Annotated in this window: 16 protein-coding genes and 1 riboswitch; of the genes, 4 read left to right on the top strand and 12 right to left on the bottom strand. The window is 54.9% G+C overall.

Going from position 1 to position 20,545, the window contains the following annotated elements; all coding sequences use genetic code 11:
* Window positions 1–109 precede the first annotated feature (109 nt).
* Together VI01_RS22675 and folA are read left to right on the top strand one after the other, a co-directional pair.
* Window positions 110–1,252, top strand: coding sequence for a porin (locus VI01_RS22675; protein WP_045816727.1), 1,143 nt, complete (start codon window positions 110–112; stop codon window positions 1,250–1,252).
* 287 nt (window positions 1,253–1,539) lie between these two features.
* Complete coding sequence (gene folA / locus VI01_RS22680) at window positions 1,540–2,019, top strand: type 3 dihydrofolate reductase (protein ID WP_038649129.1); 480 nt, start codon at window positions 1,540–1,542, stop codon at window positions 2,017–2,019.
* Window positions 2,020–2,203: 184 nt separating this feature from the next.
* On the opposite strand, the gene apaH is transcribed toward folA, so the two are convergent.
* From apaH to lptD, 6 genes are read right to left on the bottom strand one after another with little or no spacing between them, the layout of a single operon-like run.
* Entirely contained in the window at window positions 2,204–3,073 is an 870-nt protein-coding gene (gene apaH, locus VI01_RS22685) for a bis(5'-nucleosyl)-tetraphosphatase (symmetrical) ApaH (RefSeq protein ID WP_045816728.1), read from the bottom strand.
* Window positions 3,074–3,124: 51 nt separating this feature from the next.
* Window positions 3,125–3,502, bottom strand: a complete 378-nt coding sequence (apaG, locus tag VI01_RS22690; protein ID WP_034826077.1) for a Co2+/Mg2+ efflux protein ApaG — start codon at window positions 3,500–3,502, stop codon at window positions 3,125–3,127.
* A gap of 4 nt (window positions 3,503–3,506) precedes the next feature.
* The gene (gene rsmA / locus VI01_RS22695) at window positions 3,507–4,331 is read right to left on the bottom strand and encodes a 16S rRNA (adenine(1518)-N(6)/adenine(1519)-N(6))-dimethyltransferase RsmA (protein WP_034826076.1); all 825 of its coding nucleotides are present in this window, start codon (window positions 4,329–4,331) and stop codon (window positions 3,507–3,509) included.
* Window positions 4,324–5,316, bottom strand: coding sequence for a 4-hydroxythreonine-4-phosphate dehydrogenase PdxA (gene pdxA, locus VI01_RS22700; protein WP_045816729.1), 993 nt, complete (start codon window positions 5,314–5,316; stop codon window positions 4,324–4,326). The genes rsmA and pdxA overlap by 8 nt, the downstream gene beginning before the upstream one ends.
* On the bottom strand, window positions 5,306–6,601 hold the full coding sequence (gene surA / locus VI01_RS22705; RefSeq protein WP_045816730.1) for a peptidylprolyl isomerase SurA: 1,296 nt from the start codon (window positions 6,599–6,601) through the stop codon (window positions 5,306–5,308). Before surA ends, pdxA begins: the two co-directional genes overlap by 11 nt.
* Before the next feature lie 54 nt (window positions 6,602–6,655).
* Window positions 6,656–9,034 carry an LPS assembly protein LptD gene (gene lptD / locus VI01_RS22710; protein WP_045816731.1) on the bottom strand — a complete coding sequence of 793 codons (2,379 nt, stop codon included), beginning with the start codon at window positions 9,032–9,034 and terminating at the stop codon, window positions 6,656–6,658.
* A 181-nt stretch (window positions 9,035–9,215) separates the two neighbouring features.
* On the opposite strand from lptD, the gene djlA reads away from it, so the two are divergent.
* Window positions 9,216–10,028, top strand: a complete 813-nt coding sequence (djlA, locus tag VI01_RS22715) for a co-chaperone DjlA (protein ID WP_034826068.1) — start codon at window positions 9,216–9,218, stop codon at window positions 10,026–10,028.
* Between the two features lie 66 nt (window positions 10,029–10,094).
* Here the strand turns inward: djlA and rluA are convergent, their stop codons facing one another.
* The 3 genes from rluA to polB form a co-directional block, all read right to left on the bottom strand.
* On the bottom strand, window positions 10,095–10,754 hold the full coding sequence (gene rluA / locus VI01_RS22720; RefSeq protein WP_045816732.1) for a bifunctional tRNA pseudouridine(32) synthase/23S rRNA pseudouridine(746) synthase RluA: 660 nt from the start codon (window positions 10,752–10,754) through the stop codon (window positions 10,095–10,097).
* Window positions 10,755–10,774: 20 nt separating this feature from the next.
* Window positions 10,775–13,681 (bottom strand): RNA polymerase-associated protein RapA, encoded by a 2,907-nt coding sequence (gene rapA, locus VI01_RS22725; protein WP_045816733.1) that lies wholly within the window; start codon window positions 13,679–13,681, stop codon window positions 10,775–10,777.
* 152 nt (window positions 13,682–13,833) lie between these two features.
* On the bottom strand, window positions 13,834–16,194 hold the full coding sequence (polB, locus tag VI01_RS22730) for a DNA polymerase II (protein ID WP_045816734.1): 2,361 nt from the start codon (window positions 16,192–16,194) through the stop codon (window positions 13,834–13,836).
* A gap of 166 nt (window positions 16,195–16,360) precedes the next feature.
* Here polB and VI01_RS22735 point away from each other — a divergent pair, with 166 nt between their 5' ends.
* Entirely contained in the window at window positions 16,361–17,125 is a 765-nt protein-coding gene (locus tag VI01_RS22735) for a DedA family protein (protein ID WP_045816735.1), read from the top strand.
* Here VI01_RS22735 and thiQ read toward each other — a convergent pair.
* The 3 genes from thiQ to thiB are packed head-to-tail and all read right to left on the bottom strand — an operon-like array spanning window position 17,122 to window position 20,379.
* Window positions 17,122–17,823 (bottom strand): thiamine ABC transporter ATP-binding protein ThiQ, encoded by a 702-nt coding sequence (gene thiQ, locus VI01_RS22740; protein ID WP_045816736.1) that lies wholly within the window; start codon window positions 17,821–17,823, stop codon window positions 17,122–17,124. The two genes, VI01_RS22735 and thiQ, sit on opposite strands and share 4 nt — an antisense overlap.
* Window positions 17,807–19,393 (bottom strand): thiamine/thiamine pyrophosphate ABC transporter permease ThiP, encoded by a 1,587-nt coding sequence (gene thiP, locus VI01_RS22745; protein WP_045816737.1) that lies wholly within the window; start codon window positions 19,391–19,393, stop codon window positions 17,807–17,809. The genes thiQ and thiP overlap by 17 nt, the downstream gene beginning before the upstream one ends.
* Window positions 19,393–20,379: a thiamine ABC transporter substrate binding subunit gene (thiB, locus tag VI01_RS22750; protein WP_045816738.1), complete on the bottom strand. Its 987-nt coding sequence runs from the start codon at window positions 20,377–20,379 to the stop codon at window positions 19,393–19,395. The genes thiP and thiB overlap by 1 nt, the downstream gene beginning before the upstream one ends.
* Before the next feature lie 47 nt (window positions 20,380–20,426).
* A riboswitch (TPP riboswitch) is annotated at window positions 20,427–20,521 on the bottom strand.
* Between the last annotated feature and the right edge of the window lie 24 nt (window positions 20,522–20,545).

The raw sequence follows: 20,545 nt of genomic DNA on the forward strand, positions 1-20,545 counted from the left end.
GGTTACACCTCGGATTATCCGCACAAATTTATAAATACGATCCCGGTAAGCGCACCGTACTATCTTGAGCGCTCATCAATAGAGCGCTCACCTTAACTGGGATATAAAAATGAAAATGCGTGCTTTCACCCTCAGCGCAGTGGCTGCGTTATTAGTTGCTGCGCCTCTCGCCAGCCAGGCGGAAATTACCCTGCTGAAGCAGGATCCGCAGGCGGGCGATCCACTTAGTCGTCTTGATTTCAAAGTCGGCGGCAGTATTCGTCCTCAGTTCCAGCATCAGGCTGGTGTCAGTGACCAATCGTATAAACGTAACGGCTACGATGGCGGTTCACGTTTCCGTTTCTCCGCTGATTACTACCTGTTTGATGACATCAGCTGGGTCAGCTACTACGAGCTGGGCGTGAACTTCCCGGCCTGGTGGGGTTGGGATCACCACTATGCCGATGGCCAGAACAACACCACGCGCCGCCAGCTGTATACCGGTCTGAAAAGCAAAACCTGGGGTCAGTTGACCTTTGGTCAGCAGAACAGCGTTTACTATGATGTGGTTGGCGCGAAGACCGATATCTGGGACTACGACATGCTGGCTCAGGCACCGGGCAATGGTATCAACGGCGATTACGACGGTTCATACCGTTCACGTAAGATGCTGAAGTACAAAAACACCTTCGGCGACGTCGATGTTTATGCTTCATACCTGTTTGAAGATAACGACTACCTGCCGGGTAATGGCCTGCGTTACAAGCGTAAAGGCGGCGGCTCACTGGGCGTGAACTATCACATCACCAAAGATCTGGCATGGGGCACGGCATGGAACTACACCCGTGCAGATATCCATAATCCAGGCAACGGTGAAAGCAAAGACTACGACCAGAACATCTACGGTACCGCGCTGAGCTGGAAACCTGATAACTGGACGTTGTCTGCCGGTGCGGGTTGGTATCAGAACTTCTCCCCAACTACAGTGAAGAACGTCAACAACTACTTCGCAGATGATGCGTGGGGCGTTGAATACTTCGCGGGCTACAAATTCGCTATCGATCAGTATGCGGTTAAATCGATCCAGCCATACTTCATGGGCGACCGTCTGGAGTTCGTCAATGGACGTAACTACAAACGTATCGACAATGGTGTCGGTATCAGCACTAAACTGGATTACGGCTTCCAGGTGGACTACGAATACGTGATCACCTCAAGCACCGACAAATCACTGGGTAACATGAACCTGGTGCGTCTGCGCTACGATTTCTAATCAAAGTGACAACGGCTCCTGCGGGAGCCGTTTTTCTTTGTCGCAGACAGTGCGGTTTTCTTTACACTCCATCACGTCAAAGCCTCATTTCGCCCTGAGTTGTAGCGTTCAGCTGGACTAATCTGGCGTCTATTTCCATGTATGGTGGGAAAGTCGGTGTAAAACTCTGTCCAATAACAAAAATGCGGTCGCATAGGAGCTTTACGCAAATAGCGGGGGCGGCCTATCGACGAAACTTTCGCCTTTACGTATGATGGCGCCAATTTTTTTCCTGTAGGTCTTTTAACATGATTAGTCTGATCGCAGCACTGGCAGCCGATCGCATTATTGGTATGGAAAACGCCATGCCATGGAACCTGCCTGCTGATTTGGCGTGGTTCAAACGTAATACGCTGAATAAGCCGGTGATTATGGGGCGTCTGACCTTTGAATCAATCGGCCGCCCGCTACCGGGACGTTTAAATATTGTGGTGAGCAGCCAGCCTGGCACCCATGACGGCGTGACCTGGGTGACTTCACTGGACGAAGCAGTGAAAGCGGCGGGAGACGTGGAAGAGGTCATGGTGATCGGTGGCGGTCGCATTTACGAACAGATGCTGGCGCGTGCCGATCGTTTGTATCTCACACACATTGATGCCGAAGTCGAAGGTGACACCCAATTCCCGGATTACGAGCCGGATGAGTGGCAATCGACCTTTAGCGAGTTTCATGACGCCGATGCACAAAACTCGCACAGCTACTGCTTTGAGATTTTAGATCGCCGTTGATGTTTATCCCGGTGCGCGTCAATGTGCCCCTGACGAAGACTGTGCCATATCGTCGTAGTGTCGCCATTTCGGCGACCGGGAAATCTCAGCACCATCGATTATGGCGAAAGAAAAAAAGCCCCGCTCAATTTGCGGGGCTTTTTGTTTATGATCTGCGGCAATGGTTAATTGGCCGGGGCATTTATTAATGCATGTCGCTCAATGGCGGATGTGCGCTGGCGGCACTCTCTGCCATCGCCTTTTCGCGGTTGGAGGCCTGCACATAATAGCGTTGTGATTCCCAGTGCAGCAGCGTTAGCGTTCCGCCCCAGCAGCAACCGGTATCCAGTCCGATTATGTGTTCAGGTGTCCCTTTGCCTTCCAGCGAAGCCCAGTGGCCAAACACCTGCGTATAGTCGAGGCCGATTTTGGCCGGAACGAGGAACCAGGGTTTTAATGGCGGTGGCGCAGAGTTGGGGGCTTCTTTGCAGATCATATCCAGCTGACCGTTGGGGAAGCAGAAGCGCATACGCGTCAGAGCATTGGTGCTGAAGCGCAGGCGTGCCAAACCGCTCAATTCCGGCGTCCAGTTGTTCGGCATGTCGCCGTACATTGCATCCAGGAACAGCGGGTAGGTGTCGCTGGCCAGCACGGCTTCAACTTCACGCGCACAGAGTTTTGCCGTGTCGAGATCCCACTGCGGTGTGATACCCGCATGAGCCATCAACAGCTTTTTCTCTTCATCTACCTGTAACAGCGGCTGGCGACGTAACCAGTTGATCAGTTCATCAGCGTCGTGCGCCTCTAACAATGGCGTCAGACGATCTTTAGGTTTGTTACGGCTGATGCCCGCATAAACCGCCAGCAGATGCAGATCGTGATTGCCGAGCACCAGTCGCACGCAATCTCCCAGCGATTTCACATAGCGCAGCACATCCAGCGAACCCGGGCCACGCGCCACTAAGTCGCCGGTGAGCCAAAGCTCGTCTTGCTGCGGATCGAAATCAACCTGCGCCAGCAGCGCACGTAGCTCGTCATAACAGCCGTGAATATCGCCAATCAGGTATGTACTCATTACGTCAGTCCGATCAAAACGCGCCGCCCGGACAGGCCGGGCGGAGGGGGATTAATGTATGTGGGTTTGCACGGCGAGTCGGAACACCGGAATGTCGACGTGAAATTCTTCACCTTCATCGTCGATCATCACATAGTGACCTTGCATGGTGCCCATTGGGGTTTCCAGAATCGCACCGCTGGTGTACTGATACTCACCGCCAGCGGCAATGTGCGGTTGCTCGCCAACCACACCTTCCCCCTGAACTTCAGTCTCACGACCGTTGCCATTGGTGATAAGCCAGTAGCGGCTATGCAGTTGAACGCTATTTCGTCCCAGATTACGTATGGTGATGGTGTAGGCAAACACGTAACGATCCTCGTCGGGCAAGGATTGTGATTCCACATATTGACTCAATACATGAATACAGACGCGGGCCAGTTCACTCATACGCTTATTTCTCCGGGGTTTCAGCCTGATGATTACCCAGCCAGTTCGCCAATTGGCAATACTGCGCCACGGTGACATTCTCAGCACGCAGCGAGGCATCAATGTTCAGTTCATCCAACGCACCCGCAGTAAACATATGTGCAAGGCTGTTACGCAGGGTTTTACGGCGTTGACCAAAGGCTTCAGTGGTGATGCGGCTCAGCAGGCGAATATCGCTCACCGGATAAGGCGGCTCAGGGTAAGGCATCAAACGCACCACGGCGGAATCAACTTTTGGCGCAGGCGTAAAGGATTCGGGTGGAACTTCCAGCACCGGAATCACCTGGCAATAGTACTGCGCCATCACGCTCAGGCGGCCATAGGCTTTACTGCCTGGTCCGGCAACCAAACGGTTTACCACTTCTTTCTGCAGCATGAAGTGCATGTCTTTAATCGAACCAGTATAGCTGAAAAGGTGGAACATCAGCGGGGTCGAAATATTGTACGGCAGGTTGCCAAAGACACGCAGTGGCTGACCTTTCTCCTGCGCCAGCGCCGAGAAATCGAAAGTCATGGCATCTTGCTGATAAATGGTCAGCTTTGGTCCGAGGAACGGATGGGTCTGCAAACGTGCAGCCAGATCGCGGTCCAGCTCTACAACGGTCAGTTCATCGAGGCGTTCGCCCACCGGTTCAGTTAAGGCACCAAGGCCGGGACCAATCTCCACAATCGCTTCTCCCTTCTGCGGGTGAATAGCGGAGACAATGCTGTCGATAATGTACTGATCGTTCAGGAAGTTCTGCCCGAAACGTTTACGGGCAAAATGCCCCTGATGGACGCGATTATTCATTACTGCTCTTGATCATAGTGATGGCGAGATTAAGCGCCGTGATAAAGCTGCCCGGTTCCGCCTTGCCCTGACCGGCTAATTCCAGCGCGGTACCATGGTCGACAGAAGTCCGGATAAAGGGCAGGCCAAGGGTGATATTCACCGCGCGACCAAACCCCTGAAATTTTAGCACTGGTAAGCCCTGATCGTGATACATCGCCAGGACCGCATCAGCATGCTGTAGGTACTTCGGCTGGAAAAGCGTATCAGCCGGTAATGGGCCGGTGAGCTGAATACCTTGCTGACGCAGTTCGTCGAGTGCCGGAATAATAGTATCAATTTCTTCACGGCCCATATGGCCGCTTTCGCCCGCATGCGGGTTCAGGCCGCAGACGAAGATATGGGGATGCGGTAAACCAAATTTCTGCTGTAAATCCTGATGCAGAATCGTAATGACCTCATGCAGACAGTCGCGAGTAATGGCGTCAGCGACATCTTTCAACGGCAAATGCGTGGTCGCGAGGGCGACACGCAGCTCTTCGGTGGCCAGCATCATCACGACGCGATCGCCACCCGCGCGTTCGGCGAAAAATTCGGTATGACCGGTAAACGGAATGCCGGCGTCATTGATAACGCCTTTGTGTACCGGTCCGGTAATCAATGCGGCAAATTCACCGTTGAGGCAACCATCGCAGACACGCGCCAGCGTTTCCAATACGTAATGCCCATTCGCGACGGTTAATTCACCAGGCGTGACCGGCTGAGCAGTATCAACCTGCAGCAGCGTTAACGTACCGGCCTGCTGTGCTTGTGCCGCAACACCCGGTTGGTAATCGCGCAGCGTCAGCGGTAAGCCCAGTTGCTGGGCGCGCTGACGCAGCACATGGCCATCGGCACAGACCACCAGTTCAACTGGCCAGTCGAGCTGAGCCAGTTGAACGGTAATATCAGGACCAATCCCGGCGGGTTCGCCGGGGGTGATCACCACACGATAATTACTGACCATTGCTGTCCAGAATCTTCACGTAAGCACTGGCGCGTTGTTCCTGCATCCAGGTTTGTGCTTCTTCGGCAAATTTACGGTTGAACAGCACACGATAAGCACGCTCTTTCTGCGCCGCATCGGTTTTATCAACCTGGCGGGTATCCAGTAACTGAATCAAATGCCAGCCGAAAGATGAGTGTACCGGCTCGCTGACCTGGCCTTTTTGCAGCTTCAGCAGCGCATCACGGAAGGCCGGATCGTAGATTTCCGGGGTTGCCCAGCCGAGATCGCCGCCCTGATTGGCTGAACCCGGATCCTCAGAGAACTGTTTTGCTGCGGCGGCAAAGGTGGTTTTACCACTTTTGATATCTGCAGCAATTTGCTCGATCTTCGCTTGCGCCTGCGCGTCAGTGAGGATCGGAGAAGGCTTCAGCAGAATGTGACGCGCATGCACTTCGGTGACAGAGATGTTTTTGCTCTCACCGCGCAGGTCGTTCACTTTCAGAATGTGGAAGCCAACGCCAGAGCGGATTGGGCCGACAATGTCACCCTTCTTCGCGGTGCTCAACGCTTGCGAGAACAGGGTAGGCAGCTCTTCAATCTTTGCCCAACCCATGTTGCCGCCTTTCAGCGCTTGCGGATCGGCAGAGTAAGTCACTGCCATTTTGCCGAAATCGGCACCGCTTTTCAGTTGACCAACTAATTGACGCGCCAGCGCTTCCTGATCGTCAACCTGCTGTTGCGTTGGATTTTCTGACAGCGGCAGCAAGATCTGGCTCACGTTCAGTTCGGTACCCTGAGTGTTCTGAGAACCAATCTGCGTTGCCAGCGCATCCACTTCCTGCGGCAGGATGGTGACACGGCGGCGCACTTCGTTATTACGCACTTCAGAGATCAGCATTTCCTGACGGATCTGCGCACGGTAAGCGTTGTAGTTCATTCCGTCATAGGCCAGGCGGCTACGCAACTGGTCCATGCTCATCTTATTTTGTGCGGCGATATTTTGAATGGCCTGATCTAACTGCTGATCGCTGACCTGCAAGCCGGCTTTCTCGCCCATCTGAAGAATGATGGCATCCATGACCTGACGCTCAAGGATCTGATGACGCAAGGTTTTGTCATCAGGTAACTGTTGATGAGCCTGCTGCGCCTGTGATTTCACGGTGCGCATCATGTTATCAACGTCACTTTCCAGTACCACGCCGTTATTCACGACGGCAGCAACTTTATCAACCTCTTGTGGGGCTGCGAACGCAGTGTTAGCGGTGATCGCTACACCAAGAATCAGCATTCTCCAGTTCTTCATACTTTATCCATTGTTGTTTCCGCACTGCGGGATAGCCTGTCAAACATCACAACATCAGAAAGCGCGCTGGTAAGGGATGATGCCCTGACGCAGCATTTCATTGGTGCCTAAGCCATAGTTAGAACTCAGACCACGTAGCTCAATGTTGAATGAGATTTGGTTGTCGTACTTACTGTCGTTGTTTTCCCAGCCGTTGATCTTGCGCTCGTAACCCAGACGAATGGCGTAGCAGCACGAGCTGTACTGCAGGCCTACCAGTTGTTCAGCCGGACGACTGTTGCGGGTATCGTAGTAATAACCGCCGACCAGTGACCAGGCATCAGCAATTGGCCAGCTCGCGGTCGCACCGACTTGTGAAATCCCGTTTTTGTAGATCGGGTTCGTCAGCAAGCTGGCGTTGTTCAACGCTTGTGCCACATATTCCGGGCTGCTGTAACGGTAGCTCAACTGCACCATCCGATCCGCATCCTGACGGTATTCCAGGATAGCGTTGCCCTGGGCGACGTTATCAAGGCGGGTGTCATACTGCAGTCCGCCGCGAGCGCCCCAGCGATCGCTGATTTTCCAGTAGGTGTCACCCGCCCACACCAGGCTGCCGGTGTCATCATCATCACTGGTCTGGTTTACACCGGTACGAGACGGGGTAAACGAGTAGATTTGACCTACAGAAACGTTAAAACGTTCAACCAGATCGTTATCATAAATTCGCGTGGTCACGCCGGTTGAGACTTCGTTAGCCGATGCGATGCGATCCAGGCCGCTATAAGTACGATCGCGGAACAGACCGGTGTAGTCGGTTTGCAGCAGAGTCGAGTCGTAAGGATAGATATTGCTCTGGTTACGGTACGGGACATACAGGTACTGCACACGCGGTTCCAGCGTTTGCGTGTAACCCGGCTCCCAATCCATATCGCGGTCAAATATCAGACGGCCATCCACTTTGAACTGTGGCAGAGTGCGGTTGACGGAGCTATCTAATTGGTTACCGTTGCTGGAAATATTAGAGATTTCGTTATTGTTATAACGATCAATATTGTCCTGCTGATAGTGCGTAGCGAGGAATTTTGCTTCGGTATCCAGGCTGGCCCAGCCATTAGACAGCGGTAAGTTTAATGTTGGCTCAATGTGAAGACGCGTTGCTTCAGGCATTTTGCTATTCACGTTAGTGAATTTCACTGCCTGCGCGTAGATGTGGCCATCAAATGGTCCAATATCGTTCTGATAGGCGTTCAGGTCGAGCTGTGGCATGGCACGATAGACGTTAGTCGAATCTGTGTTACCAAATACCTGGAAATCTTTCGTCGACAGCGTGGCGTCCCAGTTGGTATCCGCGTAGCCAAAACTGAATTTCTGCGTCGCATAACCATCAGTGGAGTTGTAGTACTTCGAGTCGAGATCGTTGAAGTAATACGGGTCGCTGACCTTGGTGTAGTTGGCGTTGAAGCGCCAGTGTTGCTCGTAAACGCCAGCATGCTGCCAGTAGAACAGCCAACGGTCAGAGTTATCATTTTCGGCGATGCCACGCACCGCTTTGTCGTTGTCGTACTGCTTATCGGAAGGCAGATAATCCAGTTCCATTAAACCGGAACCAAACACGGTCAGATAGCGGAATTCGTTCTGCAATTGCAGACCACGTTTGCTCATGTAATGCGGCGTAATCGTGGCATCGGCCTGCGGCGCGATGTTCCAGTAATACGGCAGCATAAATTCGAAGCCGTTATTACTACCGTACTTGGCATTCGGGATCAGGAAACCAGAGCGGCGGCGATCGCCGATCGGTAGCTGCAAATAGGGGCTGTAGAACACCGGCACATTGCCGAGTTTAAAGCGGGCGTTCCATATCTCCGCCACTTCTTCCTGGCGGTCCTGGATCACTTCGGAACCGACGACGCTCCAGCTGTTGGAACCCGGCAAACAGGAGGTAAAGCTGCCGTTTTCCAGAATGGTATAACGGTTATTGCCGCGCAGTTTCATCTGATCGGCCACGCCACGGCCCTGACGGCCCACCATCTGGTAATCACCGTTCCACACGTTGGTGTCTTTGGTGTTCAGATTGGACCACGCTTTCGGACCTTTCAGGATGACCTGGTTGTCGTCATAGTGCACATTACCCAGCGCATCCACGGTGCGCACTGGCGTTGTCTGTCCATCCTGCTGACGCTGATGCAGTTGCATTTCATCGGCACGTAAGCGGCTGTTGCCCTGCTGCACATCAACATTGCCCGTGAATACCGCGTCATTCGGGTAGTTACCCTTGGCCGAGTCAGAGTTGATGGTGACAGGCAACGAATTGGTGTCGCCGCTGACCAGCGGACGGTTGTAGCTCGGCACGCCCAGCATACATTGCGACATCAGATCGTCGGCGAATGACTGCTGACTGTAGAGCGCTGCACCAATCATGGTTGCCAGCAGGGTAGGTATCTGTTTTTTCATACGCGGTTCGGGATTTCCATGAGAACGGGCATCATGCCGACAATCGGCTCAGAGACTAACTTACTGCCCGGCGTTGTGCCAGTGTTAATCCTTGTCTGATCGCGTTGCTGTTAGGCACTGAAGTAAATGAAAGGTATGATAATGCAATTTTCAGCCGCAAGCATGGCGAATTGAGGAGTTTATGCGCTACTGGGGAAAAGTTATTGGTCTGGCTCTCGGCTTACTTTCCGGAGCAGGCTTCTGGGGCATTGTACTGGGTCTGATCATTGGTCATATGTTTGACAAAGTGCGCAGCGTAAAAGGACAGGGCTATTTCGCCAATAATCAGGCGCGACAGACGCTGTTTTTCAGTACCACTTTTCAGGTGATGGGCCATTTGACCAAGTCAAAAGGGCGCGTCACCGAGGCAGATATCCAGATTGCTTCCTTATTTATGGATCGTATGCAATTACATGGCGATGCCCGCACGGCAGCGCAGCGCGCTTTCCGCGAAGGGAAGCAAAGTGACTATCCGCTGCGAAATAAGTTGCGTGAACTGCGCAGTGCCTGCTTTGGCCGTTTTGATCTGATTCGGATGTTTCTGGAAATTCAGATTCAGGCGGCATTTGCTGATGGTTCGCTGCATCCCAATGAACGCCAGGTGCTGTATGTGATTGCGGAAGAGCTGGGCATCTCGCGGGCACAGTTCGATCAGTTCCTGCGCATGATGGAAGGTGGGCAACAATTTGGTGGCGGTGGCTCCTCATATGGCGGTGCTTATCAACAGGCGAAACGCGGACCGACGCTGGATGATGCCTGTAGTGTGCTGGGTGTAAAAAGCAGTGACGACAGCACCACGATTAAACGAGCCTACCGCAAGCTGATGAGTGAGCACCATCCGGACAAACTGGTGGCGAAAGGGTTACCGCCAGAAATGATGGAGATGGCGAAGCAGAAGGCTCAGGAAATTCAGGCCGCTTACGATCTGATTCGTAAAGAGAAGGGATTTAAATAGTCTGAGACATTGAGCGTAAATTGAAAGGGTCGTCATTAATGACGGCCCTTTTTTATGACCTGCAGATTAAAAATCTGCTGGCTGCTTAAACGTCATGCTATTGCCAAACGCCGGATGGGTAATGGTTAATGACTCCGCGTGCAGTTGCAGACGCGGCGCCATTGCCAGTGCTTCTTCATGAGCATAAAAGCGGTCGCCCAAAATCGGGTGACCCAGCGCCAGCAGATGCACGCGCAGCTGATGCGAGCGCCCGGTAATCGGCTTGAGCAGCACTCGCGCACTGTGGCTGGCCTCGTACTCCAGCACCTGATATTCCGTCTGCGCCGCTTTGCCGTTCTCGAAGCACACCATTTGTTTCGGGCGATTGGGCCAGTCGCAAATCAGCGGCAGATCGATCAATCCTTCTTCCGCGGCTGGATGACCCCAAACGCGCGCCACATAGTACTTTGACGGCTCACGCTCGCGGAACTGCCGCTTCAACTCGCGCTCTGCGGCTTTATTCAGTGCTACCACGATCACCCCGCTGGTCGCCATATCCAGTCGATGCACCGATTCCGCCTGGGGGAAATCACGTTGAATACGCGTCATCACGCTATCTTTGTGCTCCTCCAGCCGGCCCGGCACCGACAACAACCCGCTTGGCTTGTTGACCACCATAATGTGCTCGTCCTGATACAGAATATGTAGCCAGGGTTCGAGCGGCGGATTGTAGGCTTCCATCAACATGTCGTAGTGGCCTTCAGCAATTATTGGTGCGTGACAACAATCAGACGCAGCGCGTCCAGACGCCAGCCCGCATCACCGAGGCTTGCCAGCACCTGTTCGCGATTGCTTTCCAGCGCTTCAACTTCATCATCGCGGATGTTCGGGTTGACCGCTCGCAGCGCTTCAAGACGTGACAACTCGGCACTCAGCTTCTCATCCGCCTCGACTTTCGCCGCTGCGATGATCGCCTGTGCTTCCGGAATCACCACTTTTTCGGCCTGCGTCAGAATCTCGTGCACTTCCTGCTGCACTGCGTTAACCAGTTTGCTACCGGTATGGCGATTCACGGCATTTAACTGGCGGTTAAAGCTTTCAAACTCCACTTTGCCTGCCAGGTTGTTGCCCGCACGATCCATCAGCAAACGCACCGGCGTTGGCGGCAGGAAGCGGGTGAGTTGCAGGCTTTTCGGTGCCTGCGCTTCAACCACATAGACCATCTCAACCAGCAGCGTACCCACCGGCAGCGCTTTGTTTTTCAACAGTGATAATGCACAGCTGCCGGTATCGCCGGACAGGATCAAATCGAGACCATTACTGATCAGCGGATGTTCCCAGGTGATGAATTGGGTATCTTCACGCGATAGCGCCTGGTTGCGGTTGAAAGTCACGGTGCAACCGTCTTCCGGCAAACCTGGGAAATCCGGCACCAGCATATGATCGGATGGCGTCAGCACGATCAGGCTGTCACTGCGATCTTCCTGATTGATACCGACGATATCGAACAGATTCAGTGCGAAGTTGACCAGATCAGTGTCGTTATCCTGTTCACCAATCGCATTCGCCAGCGCTTGCGCCGCTTCGCCGCCGTTGGAGTTCAGCTCAAGCAAACGGTCACGACCCTGTTCCAACTGCGATTTCAGCGTGTCGTGCTGTTTGCGACTCTCTGCAATGAACTCATCCAGCCCTTGCGGATTCTCTGGCGCGGCGAGGTATTCAATCAGCTTGCTGTATTCGCTGTCATAGATGGTGCGGCCAGTCGGGCAGGTATGTTCAAACGCATCCAGGCCTTCGTGATACCAGCGCAGCAGCACCGCCTGGGCAGTTTTTTCCAGCCACGGCACCAGAATCTGGATGTCGTGCATCTGGCCAATACGGTCAAGACGACCAATACGCTGTTCCAGCAGGTCCGGGTTAAACGGCAGGTCGAACATCACCAGGCGGCTGGCGAACTGGAAGTTACGGCCTTCAGAACCGATTTCCGAGCACAGCAGCACCTGCGCACCTTCTTCTTCTGAAGCGAAAAATGCCGCAGCACGGTCACGCTCCAGAATGGATAATCCTTCGTGGAACACCGCGGCACGAATACCTTCACGCTCACGCAGCACCTGTTCCAGTTGCAGCGCAGTGGCGGCCTGAGCGCAAATCACCAGCACTTTCTCTTTACGGTTGCTGGTCAGGTAGCCCATCAGCCACTCTACGCGTGGGTCGAAGTTCCACCAGGTACCGCTATCGCCTTCAAATTCCTGATAAATCTTTTCCGGATACAGCATGTCACGTGCGCGTTCTTCTGCGCTCTTACGCGTGCCCATAATGCCGGAAACTTTAATCGCGGTTTGATACTGCGCGGGCAGTGGCAAACGAATCTGGTGCAGTTCGCGTTTCGGGAAGCCCTTCACGCCGTTACGGGTGTTACGGAACAGCACGCGGCTGGTGCCGTGGCGATCCATCAACATCGAGACCAGCTCTTTGCGCGCATCTTCTTTGCCTTCACGATCGCTGTTCGCCACCTGCAGCAGCGGCTCGATGTCCTGCTCGCCGATCAGGTCATTGATCAGGTTCATCTCTTCTTTGGTGATCGCCTGATCGGCCAGCAATGAGCTGACGGCATCAGCCACCGGGCGATAATTCTGCTGCTCAGCCACAAACTGGCTGAAGTCGTGGAAGCGGTTTGGATCGAGCAGACGTAAACGGGCAAAGTGACTTTCCAGGCCCAGCTGTTCCGGCGTTGCCGTCAGCAGCAATACGCCAGGCGTTTTTTCCGCCAGCTGTTCGATTACCTGATATTCACGGCTGGGTGCCTCTTCGCTCCAGGCCAGATGGTGAGCTTCGTCGACCACCAGTAAATCCCAGTCGGCTTCAGCCAGTAATTCCAAACGCTGCTTATTGCGACGCACGAAGTCTAGCGAGCAGATAATTAACTGCTCGGTTTCAAAGGCGTTATCGCTGTCATGCTGGGCTTCGGTGTAGCGGTCGTCATCAAACAGGGCAAAGCGCAGGTTGAAGCGGCGCAACATCTCTACCAGCCACTGGTGCTGCAGCGTTTCCGGCACCACGATCAGTACGCGATCGGCACGACCAGCCAGCAGCTGTTGCTGAATGATCATCCCGGCTTCAATGGTTTTACCCAGGCCCACTTCATCCGCCAGCAACACGCGGGGCGCATGACGACGGCCAACATCATGGGCGATATGCAGCTGATGCGGAATCAGGTTGGTGCGCATGCCACGCAGACCGCTGATCGGCAGGCGATACTGCTCGCTCTGGTATTTACGCGCACGGAAGCGCAGGGAGAAACGGTCCATACGGTCGAGCTGACCGGCGAACAGGCGATCCTGAGGCTTACTGAATACCAGTTTGCTGTCCAGCATCACTTCGCGCATCACCACGCCGCTTTCTTCGGTGTCGAGACGCGTGCCGATGTAAGTCATTAATTCGTTATCGTTGCGGACTTCATCGACGCTCATCTGCCAACCTTCGTGGTTGGTGATGGTGTCGCCCGGATTGAAAATCACACGGGTGACGGGAGCATCATTACGGGCATACAGGCGGTTTTCGCCGGTTGCCGGGAACATCATGGTGATCATGCGGGTATCAATCGCCACCACCGTTCCTAATCCCAGTTCACTTTCCGTATCACTAATCCAGCGCTGACCCAGTGTAAAAACCATATATTTTTAGCTCGACTCTCTGACATGCCATAAAGAAGTTCACCTGCACTCAGGCAATACAACACCGCCAAACATGAGTTTGGTCAGGGTGTCTATGCGGTGAGAAACAGGAAGGGCGCTATGGTACTGGATGGCAGGGCATTCGTCACCTGTCAAAAAAGCCCCAGCTGCCCGGTGATAAGTGTAGCAAAGTCATCGCCAACGAAAGGTAAAATTCCATCTGCCACCGGTTGTAACTGCCTGGTGACGTAGTGATCGTAGTCGAGCGGCGTGGTGCGCGCTTCCAGCGGTTCCGGGCCAGCGGTCGCCATCACATAGCGTATGGACCCGCCATTTTGGTGCTGCAGCGGACGCTGTAATTTCCGATTTTGCTCATCAGCGAGGCGCGCGGCGCGCACATGGGGTGGCACGTTTTTTTCGTAATCTTTTAACGGGCGGCGCAGACGCTTTTTATAGACCAGTAATTCGTCCAGTTCGCCTGCCAGCAACTGGGCCACGGTCTCGCGGATATAATCCTGCCACGGTTCGCCACGGAAAATTCGGCCATACAGATTTTGCTGGAACTGCTGCGCCAGTGGCGTCCAGTCGGTGCGCACCGACTCCAGCCCTTTAAACACCAACCGCTCTGTTCCGTCGCTGCGAATCATCCCGGCGTAACGCTTTTTACTGCCCTGCTCGGCACCGCGAATGGTCGGCATCAGGAAGCGACTGAAATGGGTTTCGTACTCTAATTCCAGTGCGCTCTCTAGCCCGTAAGTCTGCTGCAGATGTTGCTGCCACCACGCATTGACCTGTTTAGCCAGACGATGACCAATGGCGGCGGCTTCTGCCTCGCTGTGCGCGCCTTTGAGCCAGACAAAGGTCGAGTCGGTGTCGCCATAAATCACATCAAACCCTTCGGCTTCAATCAGCTCGCGTGTTTGCTGCATGATGGCGTGGCCACGCAGGGTAATAGAAGACGCAAGACGTGGATCAAAGAAGCGACAGGCGCTGGTGCCCAGCACGCCGTAAAAGGCATTCATGATGATTTTCAGTGCCTGTGACAAAGGTTGATTGCCGTCGCGTTTCGCTGCTTCACGCCCTTGCCAAATCTGCTCCACAATCGCTGGCAGGCAATGGGTTTGGCGTGAGAAGCGCGCATGACGGAAGCCGGGCACGGAATCGGCATCGTCTGGATGCGCCAGCCCCTCCACCAGACCGACGGGATCGATCAGGAAGGTGCGAATAATGGAGGGATAAAGGCTTTTGTAATCGAGCACCAGCACCGAATCATACAGTCCGGGCCGTGAGTCCATCACATAACCGCCGGGGCTGGCTTCGGGGGCGACTTCACCGAGGTTAGGTGCCACGAATCCTGCACGATGCATGCGCGGAATATAAAGATGACCAAAAGCCGCCACCGAACCGCCGTGACGATCGACCGCCAGGCCGTTCACCGTGGCGCGCTCCAGCAAAAATGGCATGATGGCGGTGTGCTGGAAAATGCGCGTCACCAGCTCGCAGTCTTTTAGGTTGTACTTCGCCAGCGCGGGTTTGTCATGGGCAAAGCGCCAGTTGATCTCTTCCATGCGCTGCCACGGGTTGTCGATGTCTTTTCCTTCGCCGAGGAGCTGGCGTGACACCGCCTCAAGACTGAAAGAGGGAAAATCCCAGAACGCCGATTTCAGCGCTTCAATGCCATCAATCACTAATCGTCCTGTGGCTTGTGCGAAGAATACCCCAGGTTTAAAACCGTGCTCACGCCACTCCAGCGCCTGGTTCTGGCGGCCCAGTCGCAGCGGGATGCCGTAGCGGTCGGCGTGTTTTTGCAGGACGCGCAGATCGAACTGCACCACGCTCCAGCCGATGATCACGTCAGGATCGTGGCGAGCGAACCAGGCATTGAGCTGCTCCAGCAGCTGCGGGCGGCTATCCACATAGATGAGATCGAAATCGAGCGTGCTGGCATCGCCATTGGGCGGACCCAGCATGTAAACCTGGCGCTGACCGCAGCCCTCCAGCCCGATGCAATACAGCTCACCGTGTTCCGTGGTTTCAATATCCAGCGAAACCCATCTTAGCTGCGGGCGATAATCTGGATGCGGTTTCAGACGAGCATTGACCACGCTTTCGCCGCGCACCTCGCCGCTAAACCACACCGGTGCCGTGATGAAACGCTCCATCAAATAACGCTCTGGCGGGCGGATATCGGCTTCATACAGCGCGATGCCATTTTCCCGCAGCCGCTTTTCCAGGTTTTGCAGCTGGCGGTGGCTGCGGCAATAAAGACCAAACACCGGACGACGGCGGAAATCTTTCAGTTTGAGCGATTGCACACGGGTATGCCGCTCGCCTCGGATCAACGTTTCGGTTTGCTGGCGGAATTCTTCTGGAATGAAAGCCACGGACTCCTGTGCCGGTAGCACCAGCCGCTGTGGACCCTCATCAGTCGCCAGCCACAGCACCACTTCGCTGCCGGTTGGGGTATCTCGCCAGTGGCGGGTAAGCAGAAAACCTGCACGCGGTTCGGTCACGTTAACTCCGGGAAATGAATTGCCTGAAGTATATCATGGATGTTTATACAGTGCCTGCGTGTGGCGATAGTGTCAGCACTCTGTCAACATCGTTCTACAATTCTTGCCTTGACGGTTCGGCGCTGGCTCCGGACAATCCAGCCTCTATATTCCGCAGAGGATAGTTATGGAAGCCTGGATTCAACATCTGTTTTCGCAATCGCTGGAGTACGCGCTGATGGCCGTGGCGCTGGTGACCTTCCTTGAGTCGCTGGCGTTCGTGGGATTGCTGTTGCCAGGAACCGTATTAATGGCCAGCCTTGGGGCACTGGTGGGCAGCGGACAGATTGGCCTTTATCCTGCCTGGGCGGCGGGTTTTGCCGGTTGTCTGATTGGCGACTGGGTCTCGTATGGCATCGGCTGGAAGTTCCAGGGGCCATTACACCGCTGGAAATATCTGAAAAAGTATCAGGGCCTGCTGGATAAAACCGAGCACGCGCTGCATGAACACAGCATGTTTACCATCCTGGTGGGGCGCTTCGTCGGCCCGACGCGTCCGTTGATTCCATTGGCCGCGGGCATGCTGGAGCTGCCGGTGCGCAAATTCCTGCCGCCCAATTTGATTGGCTGTATTCTCTGGCCGCCGGCTTATCTGATGCCGGGTATCCTCGCCGGTGTGGCGATTGATGTGCCACAGGCCGCGCAAGGCGGAAATTTTAAGTGGCTGCTGTTGCTGGTGGCGTTGCTGGTGTGGATGGGCTGCTGGCTGATGTGGCGCTGGTGGCGCAGTGGCAATACCACTGACTGGGCAACGAAATATCTGCCGCAGGCGCGCTTGCGCTGGCTGGCACCGCTGGCCGCTGTTATCGGCGTGGCCGCGTTTATCGCCATTCAGTATCACCCGATGATGCCCATCTTCCGCCATCTGTTGTGGAAGGTGTTCTTCGCTTAAGGCCTTTTCACGCCAAGGATGGCAGCCGCTTCACTCTCTCCACTGATCAAGCTCGCCGTGCTGCCATCCCAGTAAATCCGACCATCAACCACCACCAGACTGCGCGGCGCAATTTGCTGAGCGTCTTCCAGGCTATGCGACACCATCAGCAAAGTAATGTTGCGGCTTTCGCACACCGAACGCACCAGTTGCAGCATCTCACCGCGCAGCGCCGGATCGAGCGCAGAGAAGGGTTCATCCAGTAGCAGGATTGGCCGATCGCGCAACAGGCAGCGTGCTAAGGCTACACGCTGGCGTTGACCACCAGAAAGCTCCGCGGGCAAGCGGTTCAGCATCTCCGCTAATCCGGTCTGCTCAGCGATGGTGGCCAGTTGTTGTTGCTGTTCCCGCGTCAGTTTCAAGCCCGGATGCAAACCTAACCCCATATTTTGCTGCACTGTCAGGTGCGGGAAGAGATTGTTCTCCTGGAACAGCATCGACACTGGCCGTGCAGAGGGCACGCTGCGCGTGTGATCGACGCCATTCATCATCAGGGTTCCCTGGCTCACTGGCAAAAAACCACCGATCAGACTGAGCAAGGTGCTTTTGCCTGCGCCGCTGGGACCAAGGATTGCCAGACGTTCACCCGCCTGGGCTTCAAAACGGAAGCGCATTGGCAGATGCTGGTAAAGGTAAGTGAGGTTATTCAGTGTCAGCATGGCGACCCGGCAGTTTTTCCATCAGGGTAAAGAGTAACAGGCACAGCAGTAACAGCAGCAGTGCCGTCACGGCACCGTCCGCGCCGCGGTAAGCGCCAATTTGCTGGAACAGATAGAATGGCAGCGTACGGAAATCGGCGCTGCCAAACAGTGCCACCACGCCGAAATCACCAATCGACAGTACGCAGGCAAACGCCAGCGCTTGCGCAATGGGCCGCTTCAGCGCGCGCAGTTCAATCAGTTTCAGGCGATGAAGACCATCAATGCCCAGTGAGGCGCAGAGCGGGCTGTAACGGGCGCTGATATCGCGCATCGGGTTTTCCAGCACTTTCATCGCATAGGGGATGGCAATCAGCGCATTGGTGAAGATCACTAAGCCATCGGCACGCTGCGGCAGGCCGATGGTGGCGTTGAACAGCAGGAAAAAACCGCTGGCCAGCACGATGCCTGGCATCGCCAGAATCAGCATGCCGCTCAGTTCCATCGCCTGTGCCGCCATGTTGCGCTGACGCTGCCGTAGCTCACGGCTGCTCCATAGCAACATCATCGTCAGTACCACGCACAGCAATCCGGCGCCGATGGCGATGCGCAGTGAGGTGAAGGTCGCTTGCCATAACGCGGGTTGTTGCAGCGCTCCTCCAACACCACCGCGCAAGCCATCAACGATCACCGCAGCGAGCGGCGGCAGTAACAGCAGTAGCGCACAGACAATCAGTAGCGTGTCGCCGATCCGGGCATGCCAGCAATCCTGGGGATCACGCCAGCCTCGAATATTTTGGCTGCCGGTGGGGATGGCTTTGCTGAAGCGCTGGCTTAACAGCACCAGCAGCAGACAACAGCCAAGCTGTAACAGTGCCAGCAGGGCTGCACGGCTGGGATCGTAATCAAAACTCAGCGCCTGGTAGATAGCCAGTTCCAACGTGGTGGCGCGCGGTCCACCGCCCAGTGCCAGCACGGTGGCAAAGCTGGCGAAGCACAGCATAAAAATCAGTGCGGCGGTGGGCAGAATCTGGCGTCGCAGCCATGGCCACTCGACGAAACGAAACTGGTTCCACCCGCGCAAGCCAAGCTGGGCGGCTAACTGACGCTGCTCACCGGGAATACTTTCCAGCGCCTGCAACAGCATGCGGGTGGCGAGCGGCAGATTGAAGAACACGTGTGCCAGCAGAATGCCCTGCAGACCATAGGGTGAGAAGTGGTAGTCGAGTCCTGCTAAGGCGCAGAGTTGAGCCAGCCAGCCGCTGCGACCGTAGACACTGAGCAAGCCAAATACCGCAACCAAAACCGGCAAGACCAGCGTCATGGCGCACAGACGCAGCAGCAGCGTGCGCCCTGGAAAGCGACGGCGATACAGCGCGCGTGCCAGAAGAATTGATGGCAGCACCGAGAACAATGCGGACAGCAGCGCCTGCTCAAACGAAAACGCCAGCACGTGATGCAGATAGCTGTCAGTGAGCAAGGCGCGCCAGTCAGTGACGGGCGCGGCCAGCGTTAAGGCACCAAACGCCAGCAGTGCCACTGTGCACAATAGCAGCGCAACGGCACTTCCAGGAATTAACAAGGCTGGCATTAACGGCTAACGGCTTGTTGCCAGGTGCGAATCCAGTCAGCGCGATGATCGGCCACTTCGGCTGAGCGATATTGCAGCGCATTCGCCGGAACGGTCAGCGACTGATAACCCGCAGGCAGATCGCTTTTGATCACCGGATACATCCAGTTGCCAGTCGGAATGGTCTGCTGGAAGGCTGGCGACACCATAAATTGCATAAACTGCTGCGCCAGTTTCGGCTGTTTGCTGCTGGCGAGCTGTGCAGCCACTTCCACTTGTAGATAATGGCCTTCGCTAAACGGCGCAGCGGCGTAGTTATCTTTCTTCTCTTCAATGATGTGATAAGCGGGAGAGGTGGTGTAACTCAGTACCAGATCGCCTTCGCCTTTCAGGAACAGGCCATAGGCTTCGCTCCAGCCCTTAGTGACGGTGACCGTTTTCTGTGCCAGCTTCTGCCAGGCGTCAGGTGCTTTATCGCCATACACTTTTTGCATCCACAGCAGCAGGCCTAATCCCGGTGTGCTGGTGCGTGGATCTTCATAGATCACGCGCCACTTTTCCGGGCTTTCGACCAGTTCTTTCAGGCTTTTCGGTGGGTTCTTCAGCTTGTTTTTATCGTAGACGAAGGCGAAGTAGCCGTAATCGAACGGAACGAAGGTGTCGTTATGCCAGCTATCAGGCAGTTGCAATTTACTGGTGTCGACGGTGCTTTTCGCAAACAGGCCGGTTTTTTCGGCGGCTTGCACGAGGTTGTTATCGAGGCCCAGCACCACATCGGCTTTGCTGTTTTTGCCTTCCATCCGCACGCGGTTGAGCAGTGACACGCCATCTTCCAGCGCCACATAGTTCAGTTCGCAGCCGCACTCGGCTTCAAAGGCTTTTTTGACGGCAGGGCCGGGGCCCCACTCTGCAGAGAACGAGTCGTAGGTGTAAACAGTAAGAACAGGCTTGGCAGCTAACACCGGGGCAGAGACCAACAGCAACACGGGCAAGACTTTTTTTAACACTTTGCGCTCCTTGAGGAGAAGATAAAGTTGAGTCGCAAAGGATCTGAGTTATCGCTCATCTCAAATCCCTACGCCGGTATGAGCCGGATCAGGTTCGACGGGTTTCTCTCAGCCCGATACCAGGGCACCCCGTTGAGAACGGCTTATTTTAGACACTTCTGTGACA

The organism is Pantoea sp. SM3, assembly GCF_000963995.1.
In the GTDB taxonomy this organism is placed as follows: Bacteria; Pseudomonadota; Gammaproteobacteria; order Enterobacterales; family Enterobacteriaceae; genus Pantoea; species Pantoea rwandensis_B.

Excerpts from the sequence above, each read along its gene's own strand:
- thiP (WP_045816737.1), bottom strand. The coding sequence starts at position 19,393 with ATGCCAGCCTTGTTAATTCCTGGAAGTGCCGTTGCGCTGCTATTGTGC.
- rapA (WP_045816733.1), bottom strand. The coding sequence starts at position 13,681 with ATGGTTTTTACACTGGGTCAGCGCTGGATTAGTGATACGGAAAGTGAA.
- lptD (WP_045816731.1), bottom strand. The coding sequence starts at position 9,034 with ATGAAAAAACAGATACCTACCCTGCTGGCAACCATGATTGGTGCAGCG.
- apaH (WP_045816728.1), bottom strand. The coding sequence starts at position 3,073 with ATGAGTACATACCTGATTGGCGATATTCACGGCTGTTATGACGAGCTA.
- apaG (WP_034826077.1), bottom strand. The coding sequence starts at position 3,502 with ATGAGTGAACTGGCCCGCGTCTGTATTCATGTATTGAGTCAATATGTG.
- djlA (WP_034826068.1), top strand. The coding sequence starts at position 9,216 with ATGCGCTACTGGGGAAAAGTTATTGGTCTGGCTCTCGGCTTACTTTCC.
- VI01_RS22735 (WP_045816735.1), top strand. The coding sequence starts at position 16,361 with ATGGAAGCCTGGATTCAACATCTGTTTTCGCAATCGCTGGAGTACGCG.
- rluA (WP_045816732.1), bottom strand. The coding sequence starts at position 10,754 with ATGTTGATGGAAGCCTACAATCCGCCGCTCGAACCCTGGCTACATATT.
- thiQ (WP_045816736.1), bottom strand. The coding sequence starts at position 17,823 with ATGCTGACACTGAATAACCTCACTTACCTTTACCAGCATCTGCCAATG.
- rsmA (WP_034826076.1), bottom strand. The coding sequence starts at position 4,331 with ATGAATAATCGCGTCCATCAGGGGCATTTTGCCCGTAAACGTTTCGGG.
- folA (WP_038649129.1), top strand. The coding sequence starts at position 1,540 with ATGATTAGTCTGATCGCAGCACTGGCAGCCGATCGCATTATTGGTATG.
- pdxA (WP_045816729.1), bottom strand. The coding sequence starts at position 5,316 with ATGGTCAGTAATTATCGTGTGGTGATCACCCCCGGCGAACCCGCCGGG.
- VI01_RS22675 (WP_045816727.1), top strand. The coding sequence starts at position 110 with ATGAAAATGCGTGCTTTCACCCTCAGCGCAGTGGCTGCGTTATTAGTT.
- surA (WP_045816730.1), bottom strand. The coding sequence starts at position 6,601 with ATGAAGAACTGGAGAATGCTGATTCTTGGTGTAGCGATCACCGCTAAC.